Genomic DNA, 24,069 nt, shown 5'->3' with positions numbered 1-24,069 from the left:
CTATGATTGAAATAACTGTAAATCATCAGATATGACTTTCACTAATATTTATGAAGCGTTCCATCAAGGAAAGGATTTTAATCTGTTATAAAGAAGAATTAAAGTGATATCGAATGAGACAACTCAAATTACTCTTAGGTCTATCATTGGTGTTGATATTATTGAGTTTTTTCAACTTTGACGCCCGGGTCTTTAATCTTTACGACACCTACTTTGTCATTGGAGTCGCTGGAGTCTTTAAAAGTATTGGCTTTATTCTTCTGGGGGTAGCTTTATTTAAGTTGTGGCGAATCAAGTAGATATTCTATGATGGTAAAGTTACTTTTAAATAGAAAAGCGATATGGATACAGCTATTGTTCCTGAGTTTTACCACATCTCTCTCAGGTCAACAAAAAGCAGATACTGTCATCATTCTCTTCAAAGAGAATCCGGTCAACAAAGTCATGACCCTAGAAAAGGTATATTCACAACCGGACAAACAATATCCATTGGATCAAATCAGGAAGTACATCATCAATCAGTTTTATTACTGCAAAGAATGTAAGCCGAGCATACAGCCAATAACTTTCGCCTTCCATTTCATTAATACCCCTAAAAAATTAAAGATCGAAAAGCCTTATGACGATTATTTCAAAGTATCTAAAGAAGAATTAGTCAATTACAGATTGCTAGACTCCAATTGGTTTAATCATACACCTTGGGAGGAGGTAAGAAAGCTTATATTACAGCATCGTAAGGTGCTTTACCTGATTGATGAGTCTTATCTGATCAATAATCAATTTGTTGCGATGAAAGTTGAATTTGACGACTGGACGGTAAGTCATTGATCTGTTTGGGTTGCGAGGTGTTCTTTGAAATGAATGAGATAATATGTAGTCACTCAACATGGCATTAATAGCTGTAGAGAATTGGAATAAAAAAAGCCACTCCTTGCGAAGTGGCTTTCAACGTGAATAACTATCTCAAATATGTTTATTGTCCGTTCCAGTGGTCTTTCATAACCACAGCTTCTTTGGTAGCAGACTGGCCATTCATTTCTACCACTACTTTATAAGTACCAGGACCTACGCCTGTAGTGATATATTTCATTTGACCCATTCTGGCCTGAATCTGATCCTCACTCATACCGAATCTTCTGAATCTGTCGGCCATTGACTTGAGGTCTTCTTCAGAACGCTCACCCGTAATTTCCACAAATCTCCAGATATTGCTGTTCAAACCTGCCTGGGCGTCTACTTCCATCTTATAGATTTCTTTGGCGCCTCTGTAGATTTTGATATTGGCTTTCCCCGCAGACTTAGCATAGAAATGAATATGAGTACCTGGTGCTCTGCTTTCCCCATCAAAATTGGTGTAGGCAGTTACATTGCTCAGTCCGTCAGCATACTGAACAGCAGGCTGAATATCGAACAGGCTCACAGTGGCATTCATGGCTTCAGCAGTCATTCCCTGAAGAGGAGAGATGTCAGCAATGAAGATACCACGACCGTGAGTAGCCACTACCAATTCATTTTCTCTTGGGTGAATGATCATGTCGTAGGCCGGATTAGTAGGCATACCCGTCATGAACTTGGTCCAGTTTTTACCACCATCGATACTCGCGAAAGTACCGAGCTCAGTTCCTACAAATAGAAGGTTAGGGTTTTTGTGGTCTTCTCTGATTACGTTTACACCCGCAGGAGGAATGCCTGCAGCAATAGAAGTCCAGGTTTTACCCCAGTCAGTGGTTTTATAAAGGTAAGAGGTGAAGTCGTCTCTTCTCATTCCGTTGAATGCTACATAAGCAGTTCCAGGGTAGTGAGCAGAAGCTTCAACTCTGGTTACCCAGTATTTTGGATTATTAGGAATATTGGCATTCAGGTTAGTCCAGTTCTTTCCACCGTCTCTGGTCATCTGCACATTACCATCATCAGTACCTACCCAAAGTTCATTGGCATCTAATGGCGACTCGTCCATGGTAGTGATAGTTCCGTACTGTATGTTACCGGTACCATTGGCTTTCACTTCGTCATTGTTAGTCAGGTCTCCACTGATCTCTTCCCAGTTTTCACCTCTGTAAGTTGACTTCAATACTTTGTTACCTGCATGATAGATGACATTTGCATTGTGCTGAGATACCAGGATAGGCGCATTCCAGTTCCATCTCATGTTTCTGTCTCCGGTATAGCGAATACCAGCGGCTTCTCCTGTAACCAGGTCACGTCTCTGAAGTGGACCGAACTGAGACTCATTATATAGATATCTGTTGTTCGTTTTGTCGATTACGTTATACATACCGTCACCACCGCCAGTTCTTTGCCATGCTTCGAATGGAATCGGGCTGCCGTCTTTGGTTGTACTAGGTCCACGAACGGAACCATTATCCTGCAAACCACCATACACATTATATGGATAAGCCATATCTACATCTACAGCATAGAACTGAGCCAATGGAAGCTCATCAGGGTGATACCAGGTAGCACCACCATCATAAGTGATACCCATTCCATGGTCATAGCCTAATAGAAGGTGCTTAGAGTCGGCCGGATCAATCCACATAGCGTGGTTGTCACCACCAAACCTGAAAGGAGTTCCCCAGGTCTGACCACCGTTGGTAGTTTCCCAAACCTGAATACCTAATACGTAGACATGATCTTCGTCATTAGGATCTACTCTTACCTGCTGATAGTAGTAAGATGGGTATCCACCTACATCTTCACCATCAGGGCTGATTTTTCTCCAGGTTTCGCCACCATCATCAGAGCGATACATTTCAGTGCCTTTTACTGATTGCCCTCTTTTCAAAGGAATACCAATTTCAAGCATTCTTCTTCTCTCTTCGTCAGAGATGCCGTCAACGTTGACGTTTTCGATGTTGGCATATACCACATTGGCATTGCCTGGAGCAAAGGCCACTCCGATTCTTCCCAGGAATCCGCCTGGCAGGCCATTGCTCAGTTTTTTCCAGTTCTTTCCTCCGTCAGTTGATTTGTAGATTCCACTACCTTCTCCACCTTCATTGAAGGTCCATGGGGTACGGATTTTGTCATAAGCCGCTGCAATCAAAGTGTTTGGATCGTCAGGGCTCATAGCTACATCGACAACACCGATATACTTACCGTCAGCCTTTTTAACTTCCAGTACTTTAGACCAGGTTCTTCCACCATTAGTGGTTTTGTAAAGACCTCTTTCAGGGTTGTCTGAGTATAGGTGGCCCAATGCGGCTACATATACCACATTTGAATTGTTCGGATCGATAAGAATTCGACCGATATGATGAGACTCAGGAAGTCCCATGTTTTGCCAGGTTTTTCCTCCATTGGTAGATTTGTAAACACCGTCACCCCAGTAAGAACTTCTGGAGTTATTGGCTTCACCTGAACCTACCCAAACAACGCTGGTGTCTTTCTGGTCTAGTGCTACAGCTCCAATTGAAGCAACGCTTTCATTGTCGAATTGGAATTCCCACGACTGACCATTGTTTACAGATTTCAAGAGACCACCGGAAGCAGTGGCTGCATAGATTACTTTTGGCGACTTTTCCATCACCGCAAAATCTACATAGCGTCCACCTTGCCTGGTAGGGCCAATCTCTCTGAAATCAATCGATTTGACTACCTGATCAGGTATCTTTTGAGCCACAGATTCTGATAGAGCCAGCGTTGAAAGCAGGCCTACCATCATCATGGATTTGAATGTTTTCACAGTAAGATTCATCATATTTTAAGGTTAAAGCAGTTAAATTAAGGCAAAATGAGGCTAGTACAAAGGTAGGCTCAGGCTATTACATAAATGGTAATATGACGGCCATTTTCAGCCTTTAAGGGCTTTGCTCCGTTGAACTGTTAAACTCATGTCGATCAATAACTCCTGCATATGTTCAAGAGATTTGTTATTGCGCTTTTTTTGATGCTTTCCGTTCCTGTGCTGGCGCAGCAGGAAGACCTTCAAACTGTATATCAGGCTGCCATGGATGCTTATGATAAGCAGGACTATGATGCTTTTCTGGAGCAGATCAGAAAGGCCGATGAACTCAGGCCGAATCATCCCGCTATTGTGCCTAAACTGGCTGCCGCCTGGTCGTTGACGGGAAGGAAAATCAGAGCAGTGCAAACCTTGAAGCAGATGATGCTGATGGACGCTACTTTCAACTTTGTCGATAACCCTGACTTCGACAATATCAGAGATCATAAGAATTATGAGGACTTAGTGGAGATGCAGGAGGAACTGGCCAGGGTAGAAGTCCACGATGAAGTCTACCGCGTAATCAATGCGGGAATGCTTCACCCTGAAAGTTTTGTATTGATGGATAATGGAGAAATTATTCTGGGGAGTATCAGAGAGAAAAAGCTGGTAAAAGTAGATACGAATGGACTCGTGTCTGACTGGATTGAGGTGCCTTACTCGGTTTTAGGGATGAAATACGTGGAGTCTACCGGGCAGCTTTGGGTGGCCAGTGCTGCTTTTCCTGAAATGAAAGACTTCAGTCAGGAAGATCAGGGGAAGTCCATGATCATTCAGATTGATGTGGCCTCAGGCAGAATAGTTCAGGGAGTACAGTTCGATGATGGTTCAATCATAGGAGACCTGGTACTGGATAGTGAACAAAGAATCTGGCATAGCAACAGTACTAAACCCTACCTCATCAGGAATGTGACCGACACGGCTCAATACTATGGGCCCTTTTCGCGCAAGTACTTCGATTTAGATGGTACTCATTTCAACCTTCAGGGACTCACCCTCGATGACACTGAGCAGTTCCTGTATTTCTCAGACTACATTTCCGGTTTATACCGGATTAACATGAATGAAGATGATGCCGTTGAAAAGCTATTCGTGCCCGAAGATATACTGCTCAAGGGCATTGACGGCTTATACTATTATAATAATACACTCATCGCTATTCATAATGGCACCAAGCCTTATCGTGTGATGCAGTATTTCCTTAATGAAACCGGGCTTACCATAGATATGGAGCGAGTGATTAACCGGGGAGGAGAGAGCCTGGGGGAACCAACACTCGGGCAGGTGAAAGACGGTTACTTCTATTATCTGGCCAATAGTCCATGGGGAGCTTATGACGAAGACAAGAACCTTATAGCCGAAAAGGTGAGGCCCATTGAGATCAGAAGGATAAAGCTTTAAATCTCCTAAAAACACTTCTGCAAGCAACAAATTATGCGTTACTTGGTTGCTTAATCAGGTGTTGCCTAACAGAAAGCAACACAGGTCGGCATGCAGCGAATCACCAAGAAGATATATAAGGCCGCCTCGATCATTAGCCTTCTGGGCTTAATCGTTTTTATCATTGATCTGGGCTTCAATCAATCAGGTTTTTTTCAGCACATCATAGATACCTTCTTTATCTCCATCAATGTCATTGGTTTGGTAACCTTGATGCTGAGGGCCATAGAGTTCAAAAGGAAGAAGCTTTCGGTATTGATATTCAATATCCTCAGTCTGATTTATCTCTCGATTGTACTGTACTTTAATCTGACAGGCCTCACTTCTTCATCCGTCCCTGTTTTTCTACAGGGTATGAAGGCCATTGAGTTTGGCGTCATCCTCGTCTTTGTCAGAGAGGCTTCTGAATTCCGGATCAATTACAAAAGAACTTTTCTAAACCCGGCACAGCTTTTTGTGCTGAGTTTTCTGGGGATCATTCTCCTGGGGTCACTTTTGTTAATGCTTCCTCGTGCTACTTACGATGGCTTGGGTTTTGTAGATGCTCTCTTCACATCTACCAGTGCCGTATGCGTGACGGGTTTGATAGTGGTGGATACTGGTAGCTACTTTACCGAGTTTGGGCAATATGTTATTCTGCTGCTGATTCAGATTGGTGGTTTGGGTATACTGACCTTTGCCAGCTATTTCAGTTACTTCTTTAAGGGAGGGTCTACTTTTGAAAATCAACTGGCACTGAGTGATATGACCAGCTCCCGTACCCTGGGAGAGGTTTTTTCGACCATCAAATCTATTTTGCTGATTACGCTGGTGGTTGAAGGCGTTTCATCGGTTCTGGTTTATACTTCTTTAAATCCGGCTGACTTTGAATCAGTCTACGACAGAACTTTCTTCGCAGTCTTTCATGCTATATCAGCTTTCTGTAATGCAGGCTTCTCAACCTTACCGAATAGTTTGTATCAGGAAGGCTTTAGATTTAACTACCTGTTTCAGTTTATCATTATTCTGACTTTTGTTTTTGGTGGTTTGGGCTTTACCATTGTGACCAACACCCTTTCTTACTTCAAGCATCAGTTTTTGAGAATTGTCTCTTTCGGAAAGTTCAAAAGAAATTACAGGCCCTGGATTCTGAACCTGAATACCAGAGTGACATTAATTACTACCATCAGTCTCACCTTAGTCGCTTTCATATTCTTCTATATAGTAGAGTACAACAATACATTGGCTGAGCATAATGGCATTGGTAAAGTGGTTACCGCTCTTTTTGGAGCAGCTACACCACGAACAGCGGGTTTCAATAGTATCGATATGACTGCTATGAAATTTCCGACTGTGATGATCATCTTCCTGCTCATGTGGATTGGTGCATCCCCTGCTTCGACTGGTGGCGGTATTAAGACCAGTACCTTTGCCATAGCTACATTGAATATTCTGAGTCTTGCCAAGGGAAAAAGAAGAATCGAGATATTCAGAAGAGAGGTTTCCGATGTTTCAGTACGCAGGGCCTTTGCCACCATATCCCTTTCATTGATTGCTATTGGTTTTGGCATTATGCTCATTTCTATATTCGATAGTGAAAAGGACCTAATGAGTATAGCTTTTGAATGTTTTTCAGCCTACAGTACAGTGGGGCTTAGTCTGGGAATCACGGCAGATTTGAGTACACTGAGTAAATTAGTAATCATTGCCATTATGTTTGTAGGTAGAGTGGGTATGCTATCTATTGTAATTGCTCTAGTGGCCAAGTCGAAATACCAGAGTTACAGATACCCAACTGAAGAGATTACCATTAACTAGAAATTCATCTTATGAAATACATCATTTTAGGTTTAGGGAATTTTGGCGCTTCGCTTTCTGAAAAACTTACCGCTCAGGGTAATGAGGTGATTGGTATAGATAATCGGATGGAGAGGGTGGAGGCCTACAAAGAGAAGATTTCGCATACCATTTGTATGGACGCTACCGATGAGTACACGGTAACCGGACTGCCACTTAAGGATGCTGACATAGTGATTGTGGCGATTGGCGAGGATCAGGGAGCTAACGTAATGGCAACCGCCTTATTCAAGAACCTTAAGGTAAAGCGGCTTATTAGCAGGGCCATTAACCCACTGCATGAGAAAGTGCTGTTGGCCCTGGGGGTCGATGAAATAGTACATCCCGAGCAGGAAACTGCCGAGCGATGGGCTAAGAAACTCTGTATCCGAAATGTTATTGATTCATTCGAGCTGAGCGATGACTTCAGTATTGTGGAGGCCACAGTGCCGGAAGAATATGTTGGCAAAACCATTGGCGAGCTTGACCTGAGAATAGACTATAACATCCTCATCCTGACCATTATTAGTAAGGAAGAAGAAAAAAGCCTGGTGGGTAATAAGGTAGAGAAGGAGCATGTGAAGGGAGTAGTTTCTCCGAACTATAAACTAAGCAAAGGAGAGATTATGGTGCTTTTCGGAGCCAATAAAGACCTCAATACCTTCCTGAAGAAGAACGAAGAAGAATAAGTCTGAACCTGCCATGTCTAAGCCAAGGAAAGATGAAATGCTCAAGCAGCCTTTTTATAAAGGAGGGGAAACAGCGTTGAAGCAATTTCTGCAGAAGGAATTAAAATATCCGAAACAGGCACTCGAATTGAGGATTGAAGGAACAGTCAAAGCTACCTATGATGTAGACAGCCTTGGCAAGGTCAGGAATATCAAAATCATTGAGGGCCTCGGCTACGGTTGCGATGAAGAGGTGATCAGACTCATTGGTTCGTTGAAGTACGAGAAAGCCTTTAACAAGGGGAGGAGTGTAACTCTACACAGAAGCCTAAAGGTTGACTTTAAACTTCCTGAATCAAAACAATCTACTAATAGGAAGATGAATTATCATCTGATTAAAAAGAAGGAGCAAAAGGCTGAATCCAAGCCGAAACCGAATACTATTACCTATACCATCAAGTTTTAATTGACTCCGGAATAAACAATCCAGGAAAGTAGCTGTTGTACATCTAAATCAACTAGTCTGTGCAAACCGCAACCCAGTCAATCTCACAAAAACCTGCTATAGAAGAGCAAATTGTTGCTTTACTGTCGAGACAGGACAAGCAGGCCGTCAGGCTGATATTTGACTACTACGGTAGTGCCTTAATGAATATCATCAGTCGGGTTATTCAAGATAAGGCCATGGCTGAAGAAGTATTGCAGCAGGTACTGATCAAGGTTTGGCGGAATGCTGGTGCCTATAATGCCCAAAAAGCCGGACTCTATTCATGGCTGGTGGCCATCAGTAGAAATGCCGCTTTGGATAAGCGTAAGACAAGGGATTTTAAAGAAGGACAGACTGCTAAATCTGCCGTACAGATTTTTGCGCTGGACAATGAACCTAATGGCGAGAACAGCCTGGAAAAGCTAATGGCTCGTCAACTTTTGGAACAATTGCCTGATAAATACAGGCTTTTGATCAATATGTCATTTTTTGAAGGATATTCGCACCAGGAAATAGCAGATCAATTGGAAGTACCTCTGGGAACAGTGAAGACAAGAATCAGATCTGCATTGAAACATTTGAGGTCATTTGTTTAATGGACGTTAAGAAATACATAGAGTCAGGCGTACTTGAGAGTTACGTAGCTGGTGAGCTGACGGAAGAACAAATGCTTGAGGTAGAAGCTAAGGCCAGAGAATACCCGGAAATACAAAGGGAGCTGGACGAACTGCATGATGCCTTAAGAACCTATGCTCAGGCTGCAGATAAGAAACCTACAGAAGATATATTGGGTGATGCACTTTCTCAAATCGATGAAGAGGAGCAGAGGCGGTTTATTAATATGCTGGAGCAGGACGATGAAGTGCAGATCAAAAGAGTCAATGTGGTTCCTGTATGGTCCATTGCAGCTACTATACTCCTCTTGATCAGTCTGGGCTTTAACTACCTCTTCTATACACAATTCAAAAAGACCAAAGATCAATTGGTTAGTCTCAGTAGTCGGAATGTGGTATTGGCAGAAAAAGTATCTGATTCGGAACAACAGCTTCAGTATGCTGAACTAAGAGTAGCTCACTTCCTCAATGAAGACAATATCCATGTAAGAATGGATGGTCTGGATATCGCTCCCGAATCTTACGCCAACGTGTTTTGGAATAGGAAGTCGAATGCAGTCTTTATCAGTGTAGACAACCTGCCAGAGCCACCTCATGGTCATCAGTATCAACTATGGGCCATTAAAGACGGACAGGCACCTATAGATGCGGGTATCTTCGATTATAATCAGTTGGTGCAGGAGTTGAAGATAATCAGAGGCGAAGTGAAGGCTTTTGCAGTTACCCTGGAGAAAGAAGGTGGCAGTCCAATTGCCACAGTAGATAAGACCTATGTGAAGGGCTTCATTTAGTCATTTCTGACGCCTGTAACTTCTCATTTCTGTCATCAGATCAGTAGTATCTGAATTTTCATCGGTTCATCCTTTAATTTCAAAAGTACCTCTCGGTGGTATATGGATAGATTTTCAAAATTATGTTTAATTATTTTTAAAAAAGATTAAACAGGGAAATCCATTTGCTTTTCGCAGGTCGTAACTCTGGTAAATCGGAAAAACAAATATCAGAATTATGAACATTTACAAAACTATGAGATCAGCACTAGGTGCTATTTTATTAATGACTTTGACAGTTAGTCAATCTCAGGCTCAATCTAAAGATATTGTAGACCTTGCCGTAGGTAATGAAAACCTGTCTACTCTGGTAGCTGCTGTAAAAGCTGGTGGCCTGGTAGAAACTTTGAAAGGTGAAGGACCTTTTACCGTTTTCGCTCCAACTGACGAAGCCTTTGCCGCATTGCCAAAGGGTACTTTGGAGATGTTACTCAAGCCTGAAAATAAAGACAAGTTAGTAGCAGTTCTTACTTATCATGTTGTATCAGGCAAGGTGATGTCGACCGACTTATCTAATGGACAGAAAGCGAAGACAGTACAAGGAGAGAATGTATCGGTAGATATTTCTTATGGCAACGTGAAGATTAGTGGAGCTAAAGTGATAGCCGCTGATGTAAAAGCCAGCAATGGAGTGGTGCATGTGATTGACAAGGTGATACTGCCACCAAGTATGCAGTAGTTTTTGGTTATAGTTTCAGCTTAAAAGGTCATCATTCGATGACCTTTTTTCGTTTCCAGAAAGAATGGAAAACCGCTTTGAACCTATTCAAGCTTTAACTAAAATTGAACTATGAAAGTGATTGAATGTCCGAGAGATGCCATGCAGGGTTTGCATGATTTTATACCAACCGAAACCAAAGCAGCTTATATCAATCAACTTCTGAAAGTCGGTTTTGATACCCTGGATTTTGGGAGCTTCGTTTCTCCTAAAGCCATTCCACAAATGAGAGATACGGCCGAGGTTTTGAACCTGTTGGACTTAACTGAGACTGACACAAAACTACTGGCTATCATCGCTAATCTGAGAGGGGCTCAGGATGCAGTGGCCTTTGATCAAATTGATTATCTGGGCTTTCCACTTTCAATTTCAGAAACCTTTCAGCAACGCAATACAAATAAAAGCATAGGGGAGGCCATGGAGCAGCTGGCGGAGATTCAGAACCTCTGCATGTCGAAGGGGAAAACACTGGTTACCTATATATCTATGGGCTTCGGAAACCCTTATGGAGAGGTCTTCAATGAGGAGATAGTAGAAGCGTTTATTCAAAAGCTTCAGCAATTAGAAATTTCAATTATAAGTTTATCTGATACTATAGGAGTTGCTGATTCAGAGGTAATTAAGAGAGTATTTAAAAATAGCATAACCGCCTATCCAACTATAGAATTTGGCGCTCATTTCCATTCTACGCCTCAGAAAACACGCGAGAAAATTGAAGCAGCTTTAGCCGTAGGTTGTGAGAGATTCGATTCTGCCGTGAAAGGTTTCGGTGGTTGTCCCATGGCCAAGGATGACCTGACCGGGAACATCGCCACAGAGAAATTACTGACTATTCTTGAAGAGCACGGTCAGTCTCCCAACTATGACAAATCAGCTTTTGACCAAGCTATGATCCAAAGCCTGGAGGTCTTTCCTGCATGAGAAAAATGAGTAAGATTTTCGTCCTGACATTGATGCTCTTGCCGTGTATTTTCAATACTTCTTTTGCGCAGTTTAGTCTGAACAGAAGCAAGGGTGAATTGGTCTATGGTAGCCCGGAAGAAGTGGGTATAGATGGTAAAGTATTGAATCATGAGATTGCCAGAATCATGACCCAGGCAATCGACTCGATGGCCTTTCCCGGAGGTCAGATTTTGCTGGCTAAAGGCGGGGTGATTTTTTATCAGGGATCATTTGGCTTTCACACTTATGACAGCCTTAACCGGGTTGAGGACACCGACCTCTACGATCTGGCTTCTGTTACCAAAGTCACCGCCTCAACACTGGCACTGATGAAGCTGTATGAGGACGGTCTTTTCGATATCGACCAGACCTTCGGTTACTACTTCCCTAAGATTGCCAAAGGAGCAAAGAAAGATTTGACCATGCGGGAAATACTGGCACATCAGGCTGGTTTGAGGGCATGGATACCCTATTGGTCTGAATCGCAGAGAAAGAACGGTAAATGGCGTTGGAACACCGTCAAAACGGACTCATCCAAACGATATCCTGACAGGCTGGAAGGAACCAATCTCTTTTTGCATAGAAAATTCAGGGAGAGAAAGATTTATCGAATGATCAGAAAATCAAAAGTGAGTGACGACAAGAAGTATGTCTATTCCGGCTTGTTCTTTTATTTAGTGCCGGAATTGGTGGAAAGGCTTTCAGGTGAACCATTCGACCAGTATCTCAATAATCATTTCTATCAGCCTATGGGGGCCGCTACTTTGGGCTTTAAACCCACCGATGAGTTTCAGCTTAACCGGATTGTTCCTACAGAAAATGATACCTTCTTCAGACAGACACAGCTTCAGGGAGTTGTACACGATGAGGGGGCAGCCATGATGTTGGGTGTCTCTGGTAATGCAGGACTGTTCAGTAATGCGACCGATTTAGCCAAGGTATATCAGATGTTACTCAACGATGGCAAATACGGTAATAAGCAATACCTAAGGCCTAAGACTATTGAAGAGTTTACCAAAGTCCAGTTTCCTGAAAATGATAACAGGAGAGGATTAGGATTTGACAAACCACTATTGGAGTATAATGCCAGAATAAGCAGTGTAGCGAGAGGAGCTACACCAGGTAGCTTTGGACATACAGGCTATACCGGTACTTTGGTTTGGGCTGATCCTGATCAGGACTTACTGTTTGTATTTCTTTCCAATCGGGTTTACCCAACCAGAAACAATGGTAAAATTTACGATCTCAATGTCAGGCCTAATATTCATAACCTGATTTATGAGCTATTGAGGATAGGAAAGGGCACTTATTCCCTGGGTACTCACTGGTAAACGTTTTAATTCTTGAGTGTAGGACCCTTCAGTTTGAATACAGCTATACTCAGAGAGATATTTCCTTTGGACAGGTTAAGGCCATCCTCTTCGAGAAGCATAAGGTCATAACCAAAGGTGAGTCGCATGGGGTAATTGCCAATACCAAAGTATGGACTGAATGCAAGTCGCTGGTTCTTGTAATTCGTGTAGTGCTTAAACTCTCCACCGATAGTAAATCCCCAGACACCTAGCCATACTCCTGCTTTCGAGGTGTGGATGAACTGCTTTTGAGCAACTCCCAATTCCTGACTAAAGTAGAGAGTACCGCTGCCCGCATGCATGTATCTGATGTCTTTGGAGTTCCAGATTGAAATTTCTAATCCGTGATAAGCGCTGTTGCTTTCTGTAGGTGAGGGATTTCGGTGTAATCCCAATGCAATATCTAAATGCTTGAAAACACCCCAGTCACTGCGTCTGTAAGTGCTATCGGTTTGTGCTTGTAAGCTATTCAGGCCTGCGAGCAGGCATAAGATGAGGCAGATGGTTCTCATGGTTTTGAGCATACTTAAAAAACGAAAATGGACCTGGCTTAGTTTAGTCTGTATTCTTTTCCTGGTAATGGCTTAATTAAGCCTTCAAACTCCAGTTGAAGCAAGATTGAGGCCAATTGGTTCAATGAAATCTCACTTTGCCAACTTAATTCATCAATATGCATTTGCTGACCATTCTTCAGTAAAATGTCGACCACTTTCTTTTGAGGTGGGAGCAGGTGATCGTAAGAAACAGTGCTGGCCTTGGGTTTCGCCTGCTCTAAATCCCAGTTCAGTGATTCTTCCACATCTGCAAATGAGGTATAAATGGAAGCCTTCAGGTTTCTGATCAGGTTGTTACAACCCTCAGAATAGCTTTTGCCCAGCTCTCCGGGTACGGCAAACACCGGACGGTCATAGCTAAAGGCCATATTGGCTGAGATTAAGGCGCCTCCCTTGGCAGCAGCTTCCACAACGATCAAGGCGTCTGATAGGCCCGCAATGATCCTGTTACGGGCAGGAAATAACCTCGCGTCTGCCTTAGTGCCTATGGGGTACTCACTCACCAGGCCACCATGCTCCAACATCTGAGTGGCAATCGACTGATGAGCATTTGGGTAAACACTATCGAGTCCGCAGGCCAGAACGCCAATGGTAGGCAGGTTTTCTTTAATGGCCGATTGGTGGCTTTTGACATCGATACCATAAGCCAGGCCGGAGATAATTACTGGTTGAGACCTCTTGGCTTCCTGAACAATGGCCTCAGTCTGTCTCAATCCGTAATTAGTTGCTTTTCTGGTGCCCACTATCCCCAGGGTTTTCTCCGTATTCAAATCCACCTTGCCTTTGGAGTATAAGACTATGGGGGCATCCAGTATTGACTTCAATCTGGAAGGGTAGGAGTCTTCTTTGTAATAATGGGTGCATATACCATTTCTGGCTGATGCCTCTAAGATATGATCAGCCTTTGCAAGCCATTGTTGCTCTCCATTAATAAGCTCGGACAACTTTCTCCCCAGGCCCTGTACACGTGTGAGTCTGCCTTTGGTGGTTTTGAAGATTTGCTGAGGTGATTCAAAGTGATTGATTAGTTGTTTGGCCAGAACGGGACCAATACCGGGTATGAGCGAAAGCGCTACCTGATAGCGCTTATCTTCTGTCATGGGAGGTTGTTCTTCATCTCCATTAAGAACTCCCGAATACGTTTCAATGACTCTACCATATCAGCCTTATCGTCCAGGCTGTCTTTGCTTTGCTTGATGTGTTCCTGTGCACCTTGCAGGGTGTATCCCTTTTCTTTAACCAGGTGATAAACAAGCTTCAGCTTTTTGAGGTCGTCTTGCGTGTATTTACGGTTTCCCTTAGCGTTTTTTTTGGGTCGAATAAAGTCGAATTGGGTTTCCCAAAAACGGATTAAAGAGGTAGCCACACCAAGCTCTTTGGCGACTTCACCAATCGTGAAATACTTTTTGATTATAGGCTTCTCTTTGTACGGCATATCAACAAGTTACGAAATTAAGTAAAACAATTACTTGAAGTAAAGAGAAGGATTGAAATTATTGATTCGCGTAAGAACCTAGAGACTGGTTTTCTATGGTAGACAGCCTCAGTATTTCCTCATACTGTTCTGCATCCAGATCCATGTAGAAATAGTTAACAGGATTCACAGCGCGGTTATTGATATGCACTTCGTAATGCACATGTGGAGCGGTAGACTTACCGGTATTACCCACATAGCCAATGATTTGTCCCCGCTTCACCATTTGTCCACTCTTTACATTGAACTTGCTCATGTGGCCATAAACAGTTTCAAAGTTAAAGCCATGATCGATCTTGATATGCCAGCCTAAGCCGTTGTAGTCTTTTCTTGCCAATACTACTTTACCATCGGCAGTAGCGTAAATAGGAGTACCCTGTTCAGCGGAGAAATCTACACCATAGTGCATTCTTTTTACTTTCAGAATTGGATCGGTTCTTCTACCAAAACCAGAAGAGAATCTTCTCAGGTCTTCATTAGAAACAGGCTGAATAGCTGGCATGGCGCTGTAATAAGCATCTTTATTACGGGCCAGTTGCATCACCTCATCATACGACTTGGTCTGGATGTACATCTTCTTTTTCACTCTGTCCAGCTTATCTAGTGTACCCACTACCAGGTCTTTATTGGATAAATCACTTTCCAATAAGTTTCTGTATTTCAGTACCCCACCTGACCCCGCTTCACGCACTGTTTCAGGAATTGGTTCTGCTTCGAAAACGGTACGATATACCTGATCATCTTTCTCCTGCAGCACTTTTAACATATCATCCATGCCAGTGAGCTGGTCTTGCATGATGTCATAATAGAGCTTCAGTTCTTCGTTTTCTTTCTTAAGTGCTAATTCTTTGGGAGAGTCAAAGTAGTTGGAAAGCACTACAATGATGCCAATAGCCAATACCAGGGCCAATGAGAGAAAACCTAGCGCATTTATCACTACATCGCGTTTTTTGACCTTTATCCTCTCGTATTTACAGGTCTCGGTATCGTAGTAATATTTTATTTTTGACATTAAGAATCCTTTTTGAAATTCTCCTAATTTTGTGCCTTTGCACAGCTGTCAGGCTACAACAAAAGTAACAATTTTATTCTAACGCAAACCACATTTGAACAGTTCTCCTATGCAAGCCAAAGAGATAAGATCAAAGTTCATTTCATTCTTCGAGGAAAAAGGCCATAAATATGTGCCCTCAGCCCCGATGGTATTAAAAAACGATCCGACATTGATGTTTACCAATGCCGGTATGAACCAATTTAAAGATCTGTTTCTGGGCAATGCCACTGCCGATTACACCCGGGCCGTTAACAGCCAGAAATGTCTGAGAGTTTCGGGTAAACACAATGACCTGGAAGAAGTGGGTATCGATACCTACCACCACACCATGTTTGAAATGCTGGGCAACTGGTCTTTTGGAGATTACTTCAAGAAGGAGGCAATTCAATGGGCCTGGGAACTGTTAACTGAGGTTTATGGCCTTCCGAAAGACAAGCTTTATGTGACTGTATTTGAGGGCGATAAATCTGAGAACCTCGACTTCGATCAGGAAGCTTTCGACTTCTGGAAAGCTCATATCGATGAGTCCAGAATACTTAACGGTAATAAAAAGGACAATTTCTGGGAGATGGGAGATACCGGTCCTTGTGGTCCTTGTTCGGAGATACATATCGATCTGAGATCTGATGAAGAAATTGCCAAAGTGCCTGGTAAAGACCTGGTGAACAATGATCACCCTCAGGTAGTAGAAATCTGGAACCTGGTGTTTATTCAGTTCGACCGTAAGGCAGATGGCCGGTTGGAGAACCTGCCTGCAAGACATATCGACACAGGAATGGGTTTTGAGCGTTTGGCTATGGCTCTTCAGGGCAAGAAGTCCAATTACGATACCGATGTTTTCACTCCATTGATCAGTAAGATTGCCCAGGAGGCAGGAGTGACCTACGGTGAAAAAGAAGAAACAGATATTGCCATTAGGGTAATAGTAGATCATATCCGGGCCATATCTTTTGCCATAGCAGATGGTACCTTACCATCTAACAACAAGGCTGGTTATGTGATCAGAAGAATCCTGAGAAGAGCAGTGCGTTATGGCTATACCTTCCTCAGTTTCGATAGTCCTTTCCTCTTCAAGCTGGTTGATGTACTGGCTGATCAATACAAGGGCTTCTTCGATGAGCTTGACAGCCAAAGAGAGTTGATCAGCAAAGTGATCAGGGAAGAAGAAACATCCTTTTTAAGGACGTTGGACAATGGTTTGAAGCGATTAGAACAAATTAAGGAGAAGCTGTCGTCCCAAAATGAAACAATTATCGAAGGCAAAGAAGTCTTTGAATTATATGATACTTACGGCTTTCCGCTTGACCTTACGGCATTGATTGCCCGTGAAAATGGCCTGCAGATAGACGAAGCTGGTTTCCAGAAGTCAATGGCTGAACAGAAGAACCGTTCCAAGGCTGATGCAGCTTCTGAAAAGGGAGACTGGGTCGAATTGCTGCCAGATGTGAAGGTAGAGTTTCTCGGCTATGATGAAACGACTACTCAGGCACAGATTATCAAGTATCGAGAGATTAAGGAATCTAAAAGAACAGTTTACCAGATTGTACTGGACAAGACTCCTTTCTATGGGGAGAGTGGTGGTCAGGTAGGAGATACCGGAGTGCTAAAGAATGATCAGGAAACCATTAAAGTATTGGATACTCAAAAAGAGAACGATCTGATCGTTCACTTCACTGATAAATTACCGGCTAACCCCTCTGCTACCTTTACAGCAGAAATCAACGCTAAGCGCAGAGAGCTCATTAAATTCAACCACTCTGCTACACACCTTTTACATGCCGCGTTGAGAGATGTGCTGGGTAACCATGTGCAGCAGAAAGGTTCATTGGTATCAGACTCAGTACTCCGTTTCGACTTTTCTCACTTTGCCAAGGTAGAACCTGAGCAGATTGAGCAGATCGAACAAATTGTAAACTCCAGAATCAGGGAGAATATTCAACTGGATGAAAAACGTTCAGTACCTATTGATGAAGCGAAAGCATTGGGGGCTATGGCACTTTTTGGTGAGAAGTATGGCGATTTCGTTCGTGTGATTACTTTCAACCCCGAGTATTCTGTAGAGCTATGCGGGGGTACTCATGTGAGTGCTACCGGAAATATTGGTTTGTTCAAAATTGTTTCAGAAAGTGCTGTTGCAGCAGGTGTAAGACGTATTGAGGCTTATACCGGACCAAAAGCCTTTGAGTATGTACAGCATCAGGAGAAAGAGCTTAAGTCAGTTAAAGACCTGTTGAAAAACCCGAAAGACCTCACGAAAGCTATCAGTGTTTTATTGGAGGAACAGAAGAAGCTAAACAAGGAGATTGAAAGTCTGCATGCCAAGCAGTCTGGACAGGTCAAAGATGACCTGAAAGGAACAGTAAAGGCCGTAGGAGGTATCAATACACTGGTGCAGCAGGTGACTTTGCCATCGGGTGATGCGCTCAAGAAGCTGTCTTTCGAATTGAAGAACGAAGTGGAAAATCTGTTTGCTGTACTTGCAGCCGATATAGATGGCAAGCCGCAGATATCTGTTGTGATCGCTGAAGAATTGGTGAAAACCAAGGGCTTGAATGCGGGCCAGATTGTACGTGACCTCGCTAAAGCTATCAAAGGAGGAGGTGGTGGACAGCCTTTCTTTGCCACTGCAGGAGGTAAGGATATTTCCGGACTGGATCAGGTGCTTGAAGAAGCCAACAAAATAACAGCCGGTTTTGCCTGATATACTACAGCAACTTTCTGATGCAGGATACGAGGCCACTATTGGACTTGAGATTCACGTTCAACTGAATACCAGATCCAAGATATTCTCTTCTGATTCCAATGAAGAAACAGAAGAATCTAATACCCATATTTCAGTTATAAGTATCGGACATCCAGGTACTTTACCTGTTTTAAATAAAGTTGCAGTTCAAAAGGCTGTACTTATGGGTTTGGCTTGCGGATCAGACATTACCCGAAACAACTACTTCGATAGAAAAAGCTACTTCTATCCCGATTTGCCCAAGGGGTATCAGACTACTCAGGATAAAACTCCCATCTGTGTTGGCGGCAGTATTCCGTTGACTGGTGAAGGCCTCCTACAGCAAACAGTAAGTCTGCACCATATCCATTTGGAAGAAGATGCAGGTAAGTCAATCCACGATGAAGGCGATAGCACATTGATTGACCTGAACAGGGCAGGAACTCCACTGATTGAAATGGTAACCAACCCGTGCATCAAAGGACCAGATGAGGCTGCTGCCTGTCTTCAGGAGATCAGAAGAATGGTCAGGTACCTGGGAATCGGTAATGCCAATATGGAAAAGGGAGAGCTGAGATGCGATGCCAATATTTCCATCAAAAAAAAGGATTCTGAAATTCTGGGAAGCAAAGTGGAGATCAAAAACATGAACTCCTTCAATCATGTGCGGAGAGCTGCTTTCTATGAACTGGAAAGGCAATTGGCCCTAAAGCTGAATAATGAGGTCATTGAGGTGGAAACCCGAACTTATGATCCTGTTCAGGGAAAGACCTATGGCATGCGTTTCAAAGAAACCATGAATGACTATCGCTATTTTCCATGTCCTGACCTGCCGCCTTTGGCCATTGAAGAGTCGTTTATTGAAGGTTTGCAGGAGGCCTCCCGGGTACAACCAGCCACCTTCAGAAAGAAATTTGCAGAGCATTATCAGTTGTCTGACTACGACATTAATATACTCACCGAAGAAAAGGAAACCGCTCTTTATTTCGATGCGTTGTGTCAATGGGTTGAAGATAAGAAGGTAGCCGCCAACTGGATGAATGGTCCGGTGAGGGCTTTGATAAATGAAACCAATCAGACTCTTGAAGACTTGAATTTGTCTTCAGCCAGGCTGGCCGAGCTGATCCAAATGGTAGATTCGGGAAAAGTAGTCTATAAGACTGCTGTTCAGCAACTGTTACCTGAGTTACTAAAGTCTAATCAGTCAGCTACTAAATTAGCGCAGGACCTCAATATGATGGTGGAGGAGGATGCCGGAGCACTCGATGCAGTAATTCGCGAGGTATTGGTATCTTTGCCAAAGGAGGTGGAAGCCTACAGAAATGGAAAGAAAAAGCTGATGGGCTTGTTTATGGGGGAAGTGATGAAAAGAAGCCGTGGAAAGGCAAACCCCAAAGATGTCCAGACAGCATTGAATAAAGCATTAAGTAACCTATGAAGAAATATTTAGCACTTGTTCTAATTGCATTACTCTCCGCATGTGGAGGCACGAAAAACGGGATGGTGAAAATCACCGGTAAGATTGAAAATGCTGTGCCCCAGGGAGAAGTAATTCTGGAAAGATTCGAAACAGGCCAAATCAGGCCGGTTAAAACAGTTTATTCCGATCATAAAGGGAATTTTGAGATAGAAGTAGACATAAACGGTCCGGGCTTCTATCGCATTAATATTTACGGTGAGCAATTCGAAACCCTCGTTTTGGACGATGAGGACTTAACAGTCGAGGCTGAAGGTAAAGGTGGTACTGAAATATCAGTAACAGGTTCGAAGGACATGGAGAACATGAAGGAAGTTTTTGCCTACATGGACAAGTATCAGGTGAAAGTAGCCGACTTCAATCAACGATTTATACAGGCCAGAAATCAGGGGCAAACCGAGTTGGTGGAAGAATTGACCACGGAAGGGATGGCCATGGAGGAAAAGAAAATCGATGACCTGAAGAAAATGGCCATGAGTTTTGAAGGGTCTTTGGTGAGTTTGCTGATCACTGATTTCATTCCTAATAAAACAGACGAATATAAATTCCTGGACTCTCTGGCTGTAAAACTTCAGAAAGAGATACCTAACTCTGATGATGTGCAGTTCTTCGCAGGCAATGTAGAAATGTTCAAGCCAGCTGTAGCCATGGGAGATATTGCTCCGAACCTGGAATTACCAAACCCTGATGGTGAGATGGTAAGCCTGGAAGACCTGAGAGGCAAGTATGTATTGCTCGATTTCTGGGCCGGGTGGTGTCGTCCATGTCGTCAGGAAAACCCGAACGTGGTTCGTATGTACAATAAGTACAATGACGATGGGTTCGAAGTATTCAGTGTGAGCCTTGACAGAACCAAAAGTCAGTGGGTGAATGCCATTGAACAAGATGGTCTGGTATGGCCATATCATGTTTCAGACTTAAAGTACTTCCAGTCAGAAGCAGCCATTACTTACAAAGTAAATGCTATACCATTCGCTTTACTACTTGATCCGGAAGGTAGAGTTATTGGTAAAAACCTCAGAGGACGTGCACTTCAGGCCAAGCTGGAAAGCATCTTCGGAGAAAGTGAGTAACTGCTTTAGTTGAGAAAGAAGGGTTGTCTCAAAATCTGGGTTAACGTCATCCTGAACTTGTTTCAGGATCTGGTTGGATTAACCACTCAGACTCTGATGCTTCAGCACGGCATGACGAGACTAATGATTTTAAGACAACCTCTTTTTATTCGTTTCTCAATACTTCAGTCGGATTAATTCTTACCGCGTTTCTAACCTGCCAGATTACGGTAAGGCCTACAATGATCACGAAAATCATCAAGGTCCCAATAAATAACTCAGCAGAGATATTGGTACGATAAACGAAAGATGTCAGCCAGTCTTCCAGGAAGTAATAAGACAGAGGGAAAATGATGAGACTCGCCACTACCAAAACCTTCCAGATATTTTTCGTCAGCAAACCAATTAATGTGAAGAAGTTGGCACCAAGTACTTTTCTAATACCGATTTCCTTCATCTTGATTTGAATCAGGTAGGTGAGGAGTCCAATAATACCAAGACATGAAATGACCACTGCCACCCCGGTGAAAATGCCGAAAAGTTGTCCCATTTTAAGCTCGTTGGTGTAGAGTTTAGCAATGCGGTCATTCATAAATTCAGCTTCAAATGGTTGGTCAGGGAAGATCTCTTGCCATGTGGCTTCAACTTTCTGAATAGCATCCAGTGGGTCTTTACTGTTGAGTTGAATAGCCACCTTATTCACCGACCTGGCAAACCAGTCATTCTGTTCTACCTGCATATAAACCGTAGGCTTTACTTCGGCTTTTAGTGAGCCAATGGGGAAGTTTTCGACAATGCCAATCACTTTACTTGGCGCATCACCATACAGCTTATACTCCTTGTTTAGCGGATGACCTTCTTTGGTAATTTCCAGCATGGCCTCATTGAAAAGGATGTGATTGAAATCATTTCTGTCATCCTGAAAGAAGTTTTGTCCCTCGACTACTTTCAAGTCCATAATGTCCAGAAAACTCTGATCGATGATATACACATCCATCGATTCCTTGAAGTCATTGGTACCAATGCCCATACGACCATTGTCTGAAGGACCGGGAACAAAGGAGGCAAAAGACAATTGGTTAATCTCTGGCAGTGACTGAAGCCTTTGCTTGATGACCGCCAGTCGGTCTCCCGGCTTTCCTTTTACAATGAGTACATTACTGATTTCTCCCAGGTTGTGACTGTCATTGATAAATCTCAATTGCTTCATAAAAGTAAGGCTGCCAATAATGAGGAAGGTGGAGATGGCAAATTGCAAAGCCATCAATCCACTTCTGACCCACCTGGTTTTATGTGTGTTCGAACTTTTTCTCTGAAGCAGCTCATTGAAACGGGCATTTGAAAATAGAAAGGCAGGATAGAGTGAAGCCAGAATAATAAGCAGCAGAAGAGAGCCAATGCCTATAACAGGTACCCAGAGCATATAAGCTGGGTTAATGGCTAATGGCAGCCCTATATAGGCTTCAATCTCCGGTAAAAGTGAGCTGACTAGCAATACACTTAGTAGAATTGAAATACTGCCGATAATACCTGATTCAATCATCAGCTGCCTGATTAATGAACTGTTTGAAGCTCCCATCATATGTTTGACACCTACTTCATGGCTTCGTTTCAAGGTTAAAGCTGTTGTGAGATTGACATAATTGGCCACGGCCAGGAGTAGTACTACTAAGCCCACTACTTTGAAGATAAGTATCGTCTGGCCATCTACTGACTGTATAAATCCACCAGACCATTCAGGATTTTCTTTGATCTCATTCAGGTCTCTAAAGAAATATTCAGGTTTGAGTACCGATTCCGATTCTGTATAGTCTTTCAACTTTTCATTGAGTTTGGCTGAAAGTGCCTGCTTATCAGCCTCAGGAGAAAGCTTAAAGAAGGCGGCATATGATACAAACATCCTCCCATTCAGATCTGCATATTGTTCATTGACAATCAGAGGCTTGACAATATTGGCCGCATAGCTACTATTAACCGGCATGTCTTCCATAATACCGGAAACCAGTACTTCGCTTTCCCTATTGTTGAAATTGATAAATAGCTTTTCACCCAAAACTTCCTTCTGGTTAGGGAAAAGCTTCTGCTTAAGAGATTCAGAGATGAATACTCCATTAGAAGGTAACAAATCGATATCTCCCTGAATAATAGGTATTTGGAAGATGCTGATAAAGTCTGGATCAGTGTTGAGCACTTTTTCCTGAAACTTCTCCTGCTTTTCAGTATTGTATACCTCTGCAGTATAATTCTGAAGACGAGACATCATCTCAATCTCCGGGAAATCCTTGGCCAGCACGGAAGGTAGTCCTGAATGAATGCCCAGTCCGGTTTTTCCATCATATACACCAATGAGCCTGACGATTTTCTCAGGTTGCTGCAGATTAGAGTCTTTCTGATACTGGTTGAAAATGAAGAGATAGATCAAAGCAAAACAGGTAAATCCCAGTGTAAGCGAGGCCATGTTTAGCGATTGGTACACTCGATATCTCTTAATGGATCGCAGACCAAATTTGAGATGATACATAAATAGATTGTTCATAGTTTTTGACTGTTGTGTGCTTCTTCTACTTCTGGGCACGAGTCTGACTAATCTCAGCACATCAGCTATAAAGTAAATTCTGGCACGGGTTTGACCATATTGTTCAGTGTTCCGCTGGAAGTCATCGAGCAAATCGCCTTCAATTTCTTCCATGGGAGTATTGTTGAACATCTTTTGCAGAAGCCTGTGGAACAGACGGGGAGGTGTAGCTTGCTTCATGAGTTCAGGGTTTTTAAGACCATTGCCGGAATATCATTCCACAGGCCATTGCGGGTTTCCTGAATCTCTTGCAAAGACTTCAGACCGTAGGAGGTGACGGAAAACAGACGCTTTCTCTTTCCACCCCGTATCTCACTGGCCTCTCCCAGCTTTGAGCTGAGCAGGGCTTTGTCTTCCATTCTGTATAAAGTGGTATGAATGGCACTTACATTAATCCGTCTGCCAGTTCTTTCTTCTACCTGCTCCTTTATGTCCAGGGCATAAGCTTCATTCTCCAATACACAAATGGTGAGAAGTACTAATTCCTCCAATTCACCAATTCCGGTTCGTTTCATATTATACAATAATGTAAATAATATATTTAAGACACAATCCTTCCTGTCAAATTCAC

21 protein-coding genes are annotated in these 24,069 nt (G+C 42.9%); 14 read left to right on the top strand and 7 right to left on the bottom strand.

Translation table 11 applies throughout. The annotated features are described in order from the left end of the window. The first annotated feature begins 113 nt into the window (after positions 1–113). The gene (locus ACOOEY_RS01995) at positions 114–299 is read left to right on the top strand and encodes a hypothetical protein (protein ID WP_420386996.1); all 186 of its coding nucleotides are present in this window, start codon (positions 114–116) and stop codon (positions 297–299) included. Positions 300–306: 7 nt separating this feature from the next. Continuing rightward, positions 307–828, top strand: coding sequence for a hypothetical protein (locus tag ACOOEY_RS01990; protein WP_420386995.1), 522 nt, complete (start codon positions 307–309; stop codon positions 826–828). 145 nt (positions 829–973) lie between these two features. Here the strand turns inward: ACOOEY_RS01990 and ACOOEY_RS01985 are convergent, their stop codons facing one another. Continuing rightward, on the bottom strand, positions 974–3,700 hold the full coding sequence (locus ACOOEY_RS01985; RefSeq protein ID WP_420386994.1) for a WD40/YVTN/BNR-like repeat-containing protein: 2,727 nt from the start codon (positions 3,698–3,700) through the stop codon (positions 974–976). A gap of 156 nt (positions 3,701–3,856) precedes the next feature. On the opposite strand from ACOOEY_RS01985, the gene ACOOEY_RS01980 reads away from it, so the two are divergent. From ACOOEY_RS01980 to ACOOEY_RS01940, 9 genes are all read left to right on the top strand, one after another. Beyond that, the gene (locus ACOOEY_RS01980) at positions 3,857–5,125 is read left to right on the top strand and encodes a hypothetical protein (protein WP_420386993.1); all 1,269 of its coding nucleotides are present in this window, start codon (positions 3,857–3,859) and stop codon (positions 5,123–5,125) included. Between the two features lie 90 nt (positions 5,126–5,215). Further along, positions 5,216–6,961 (top strand): TrkH family potassium uptake protein, encoded by a 1,746-nt coding sequence (locus ACOOEY_RS01975; RefSeq protein ID WP_420386992.1) that lies wholly within the window; start codon positions 5,216–5,218, stop codon positions 6,959–6,961. Positions 6,962–6,972: 11 nt separating this feature from the next. Then, positions 6,973–7,668: an NAD-binding protein gene (locus ACOOEY_RS01970; RefSeq protein ID WP_420386991.1), complete on the top strand. Its 696-nt coding sequence runs from the start codon at positions 6,973–6,975 to the stop codon at positions 7,666–7,668. A 13-nt stretch (positions 7,669–7,681) separates the two neighbouring features. Continuing rightward, positions 7,682–8,113 (top strand): energy transducer TonB, encoded by a 432-nt coding sequence (locus ACOOEY_RS01965; protein ID WP_420386990.1) that lies wholly within the window; start codon positions 7,682–7,684, stop codon positions 8,111–8,113. A 59-nt stretch (positions 8,114–8,172) separates the two neighbouring features. Further along, positions 8,173–8,730, top strand: a complete 558-nt coding sequence (locus ACOOEY_RS01960; protein ID WP_420386989.1) for an RNA polymerase sigma factor — start codon at positions 8,173–8,175, stop codon at positions 8,728–8,730. Further along, positions 8,730–9,539 (top strand): anti-sigma factor, encoded by an 810-nt coding sequence (locus ACOOEY_RS01955; RefSeq protein WP_420386988.1) that lies wholly within the window; start codon positions 8,730–8,732, stop codon positions 9,537–9,539. Before ACOOEY_RS01960 ends, ACOOEY_RS01955 begins: the two co-directional genes overlap by 1 nt. Before the next feature lie 235 nt (positions 9,540–9,774). Continuing rightward, complete coding sequence (locus tag ACOOEY_RS01950) at positions 9,775–10,257, top strand: fasciclin domain-containing protein (protein ID WP_420386987.1); 483 nt, start codon at positions 9,775–9,777, stop codon at positions 10,255–10,257. 111 nt (positions 10,258–10,368) lie between these two features. Then, on the top strand, positions 10,369–11,217 hold the full coding sequence (locus tag ACOOEY_RS01945; protein ID WP_420386986.1) for a hydroxymethylglutaryl-CoA lyase: 849 nt from the start codon (positions 10,369–10,371) through the stop codon (positions 11,215–11,217). Between the two features lie 5 nt (positions 11,218–11,222). Next, entirely contained in the window at positions 11,223–12,569 is a 1,347-nt protein-coding gene (locus tag ACOOEY_RS01940) for a serine hydrolase domain-containing protein (RefSeq protein ID WP_420386985.1), read from the top strand. A 5-nt stretch (positions 12,570–12,574) separates the two neighbouring features. Here the strand turns inward: ACOOEY_RS01940 and ACOOEY_RS01935 are convergent, their stop codons facing one another. Genes ACOOEY_RS01935 through ACOOEY_RS01920 form a run of 4 tightly spaced genes read right to left on the bottom strand, consistent with a single transcriptional unit; the run spans position 12,575 to position 15,630 of the window. Next, positions 12,575–13,102, bottom strand: coding sequence for a hypothetical protein (locus ACOOEY_RS01935; RefSeq protein WP_420386984.1), 528 nt, complete (start codon positions 13,100–13,102; stop codon positions 12,575–12,577). Positions 13,103–13,140: 38 nt separating this feature from the next. Further along, positions 13,141–14,244, bottom strand: coding sequence for a DNA-processing protein DprA (dprA, locus tag ACOOEY_RS01930; protein WP_420386983.1), 1,104 nt, complete (start codon positions 14,242–14,244; stop codon positions 13,141–13,143). After that, positions 14,241–14,579, bottom strand: coding sequence for a MerR family transcriptional regulator (locus ACOOEY_RS01925; protein ID WP_420386982.1), 339 nt, complete (start codon positions 14,577–14,579; stop codon positions 14,241–14,243). Before ACOOEY_RS01925 ends, dprA begins: the two co-directional genes overlap by 4 nt. 58 nt (positions 14,580–14,637) lie before the next feature. Next, positions 14,638–15,630 (bottom strand): M23 family metallopeptidase, encoded by a 993-nt coding sequence (locus ACOOEY_RS01920; protein ID WP_420386981.1) that lies wholly within the window; start codon positions 15,628–15,630, stop codon positions 14,638–14,640. A gap of 109 nt (positions 15,631–15,739) precedes the next feature. On the opposite strand from ACOOEY_RS01920, the gene alaS reads away from it, so the two are divergent. The 3 genes from alaS to ACOOEY_RS01905 are packed head-to-tail and all read left to right on the top strand — an operon-like array spanning position 15,740 to position 20,944. After that, complete coding sequence (alaS, locus tag ACOOEY_RS01915; protein WP_420386980.1) at positions 15,740–18,373, top strand: alanine--tRNA ligase; 2,634 nt, start codon at positions 15,740–15,742, stop codon at positions 18,371–18,373. Beyond that, the gene (gene gatB / locus ACOOEY_RS01910) at positions 18,366–19,832 is read left to right on the top strand and encodes an Asp-tRNA(Asn)/Glu-tRNA(Gln) amidotransferase subunit GatB (protein ID WP_420386979.1); all 1,467 of its coding nucleotides are present in this window, start codon (positions 18,366–18,368) and stop codon (positions 19,830–19,832) included. Before alaS ends, gatB begins: the two co-directional genes overlap by 8 nt. After that, a complete protein-coding gene (locus tag ACOOEY_RS01905; protein WP_420386978.1) occupies positions 19,829–20,944 on the top strand; it encodes a redoxin domain-containing protein in 1,116 nt (371 codons plus the stop codon). The genes gatB and ACOOEY_RS01905 overlap by 4 nt, the downstream gene beginning before the upstream one ends. A gap of 145 nt (positions 20,945–21,089) precedes the next feature. On the opposite strand, the gene ACOOEY_RS01900 is transcribed toward ACOOEY_RS01905, so the two are convergent. Both ACOOEY_RS01900 and ACOOEY_RS01895 read right to left on the bottom strand, forming a co-directional pair. Further along, the gene (locus tag ACOOEY_RS01900) at positions 21,090–23,678 is read right to left on the bottom strand and encodes an ABC transporter permease (RefSeq protein ID WP_420386977.1); all 2,589 of its coding nucleotides are present in this window, start codon (positions 23,676–23,678) and stop codon (positions 21,090–21,092) included. Next, positions 23,675–24,013, bottom strand: a complete 339-nt coding sequence (locus ACOOEY_RS01895) for a helix-turn-helix transcriptional regulator (RefSeq protein ID WP_420386976.1) — start codon at positions 24,011–24,013, stop codon at positions 23,675–23,677. Before ACOOEY_RS01895 ends, ACOOEY_RS01900 begins: the two co-directional genes overlap by 4 nt. Between the last annotated feature and the right edge of the window lie 56 nt (positions 24,014–24,069).

The organism is Roseivirga sp., from assembly GCF_965216855.1.
Taxonomy (GTDB): domain Bacteria; phylum Bacteroidota; class Bacteroidia; order Cytophagales; family Cyclobacteriaceae; genus Roseivirga.
Note: the sequence above shows the minus strand (reverse complement) of the source record. Positions and strands in the feature narration are given on the sequence as shown.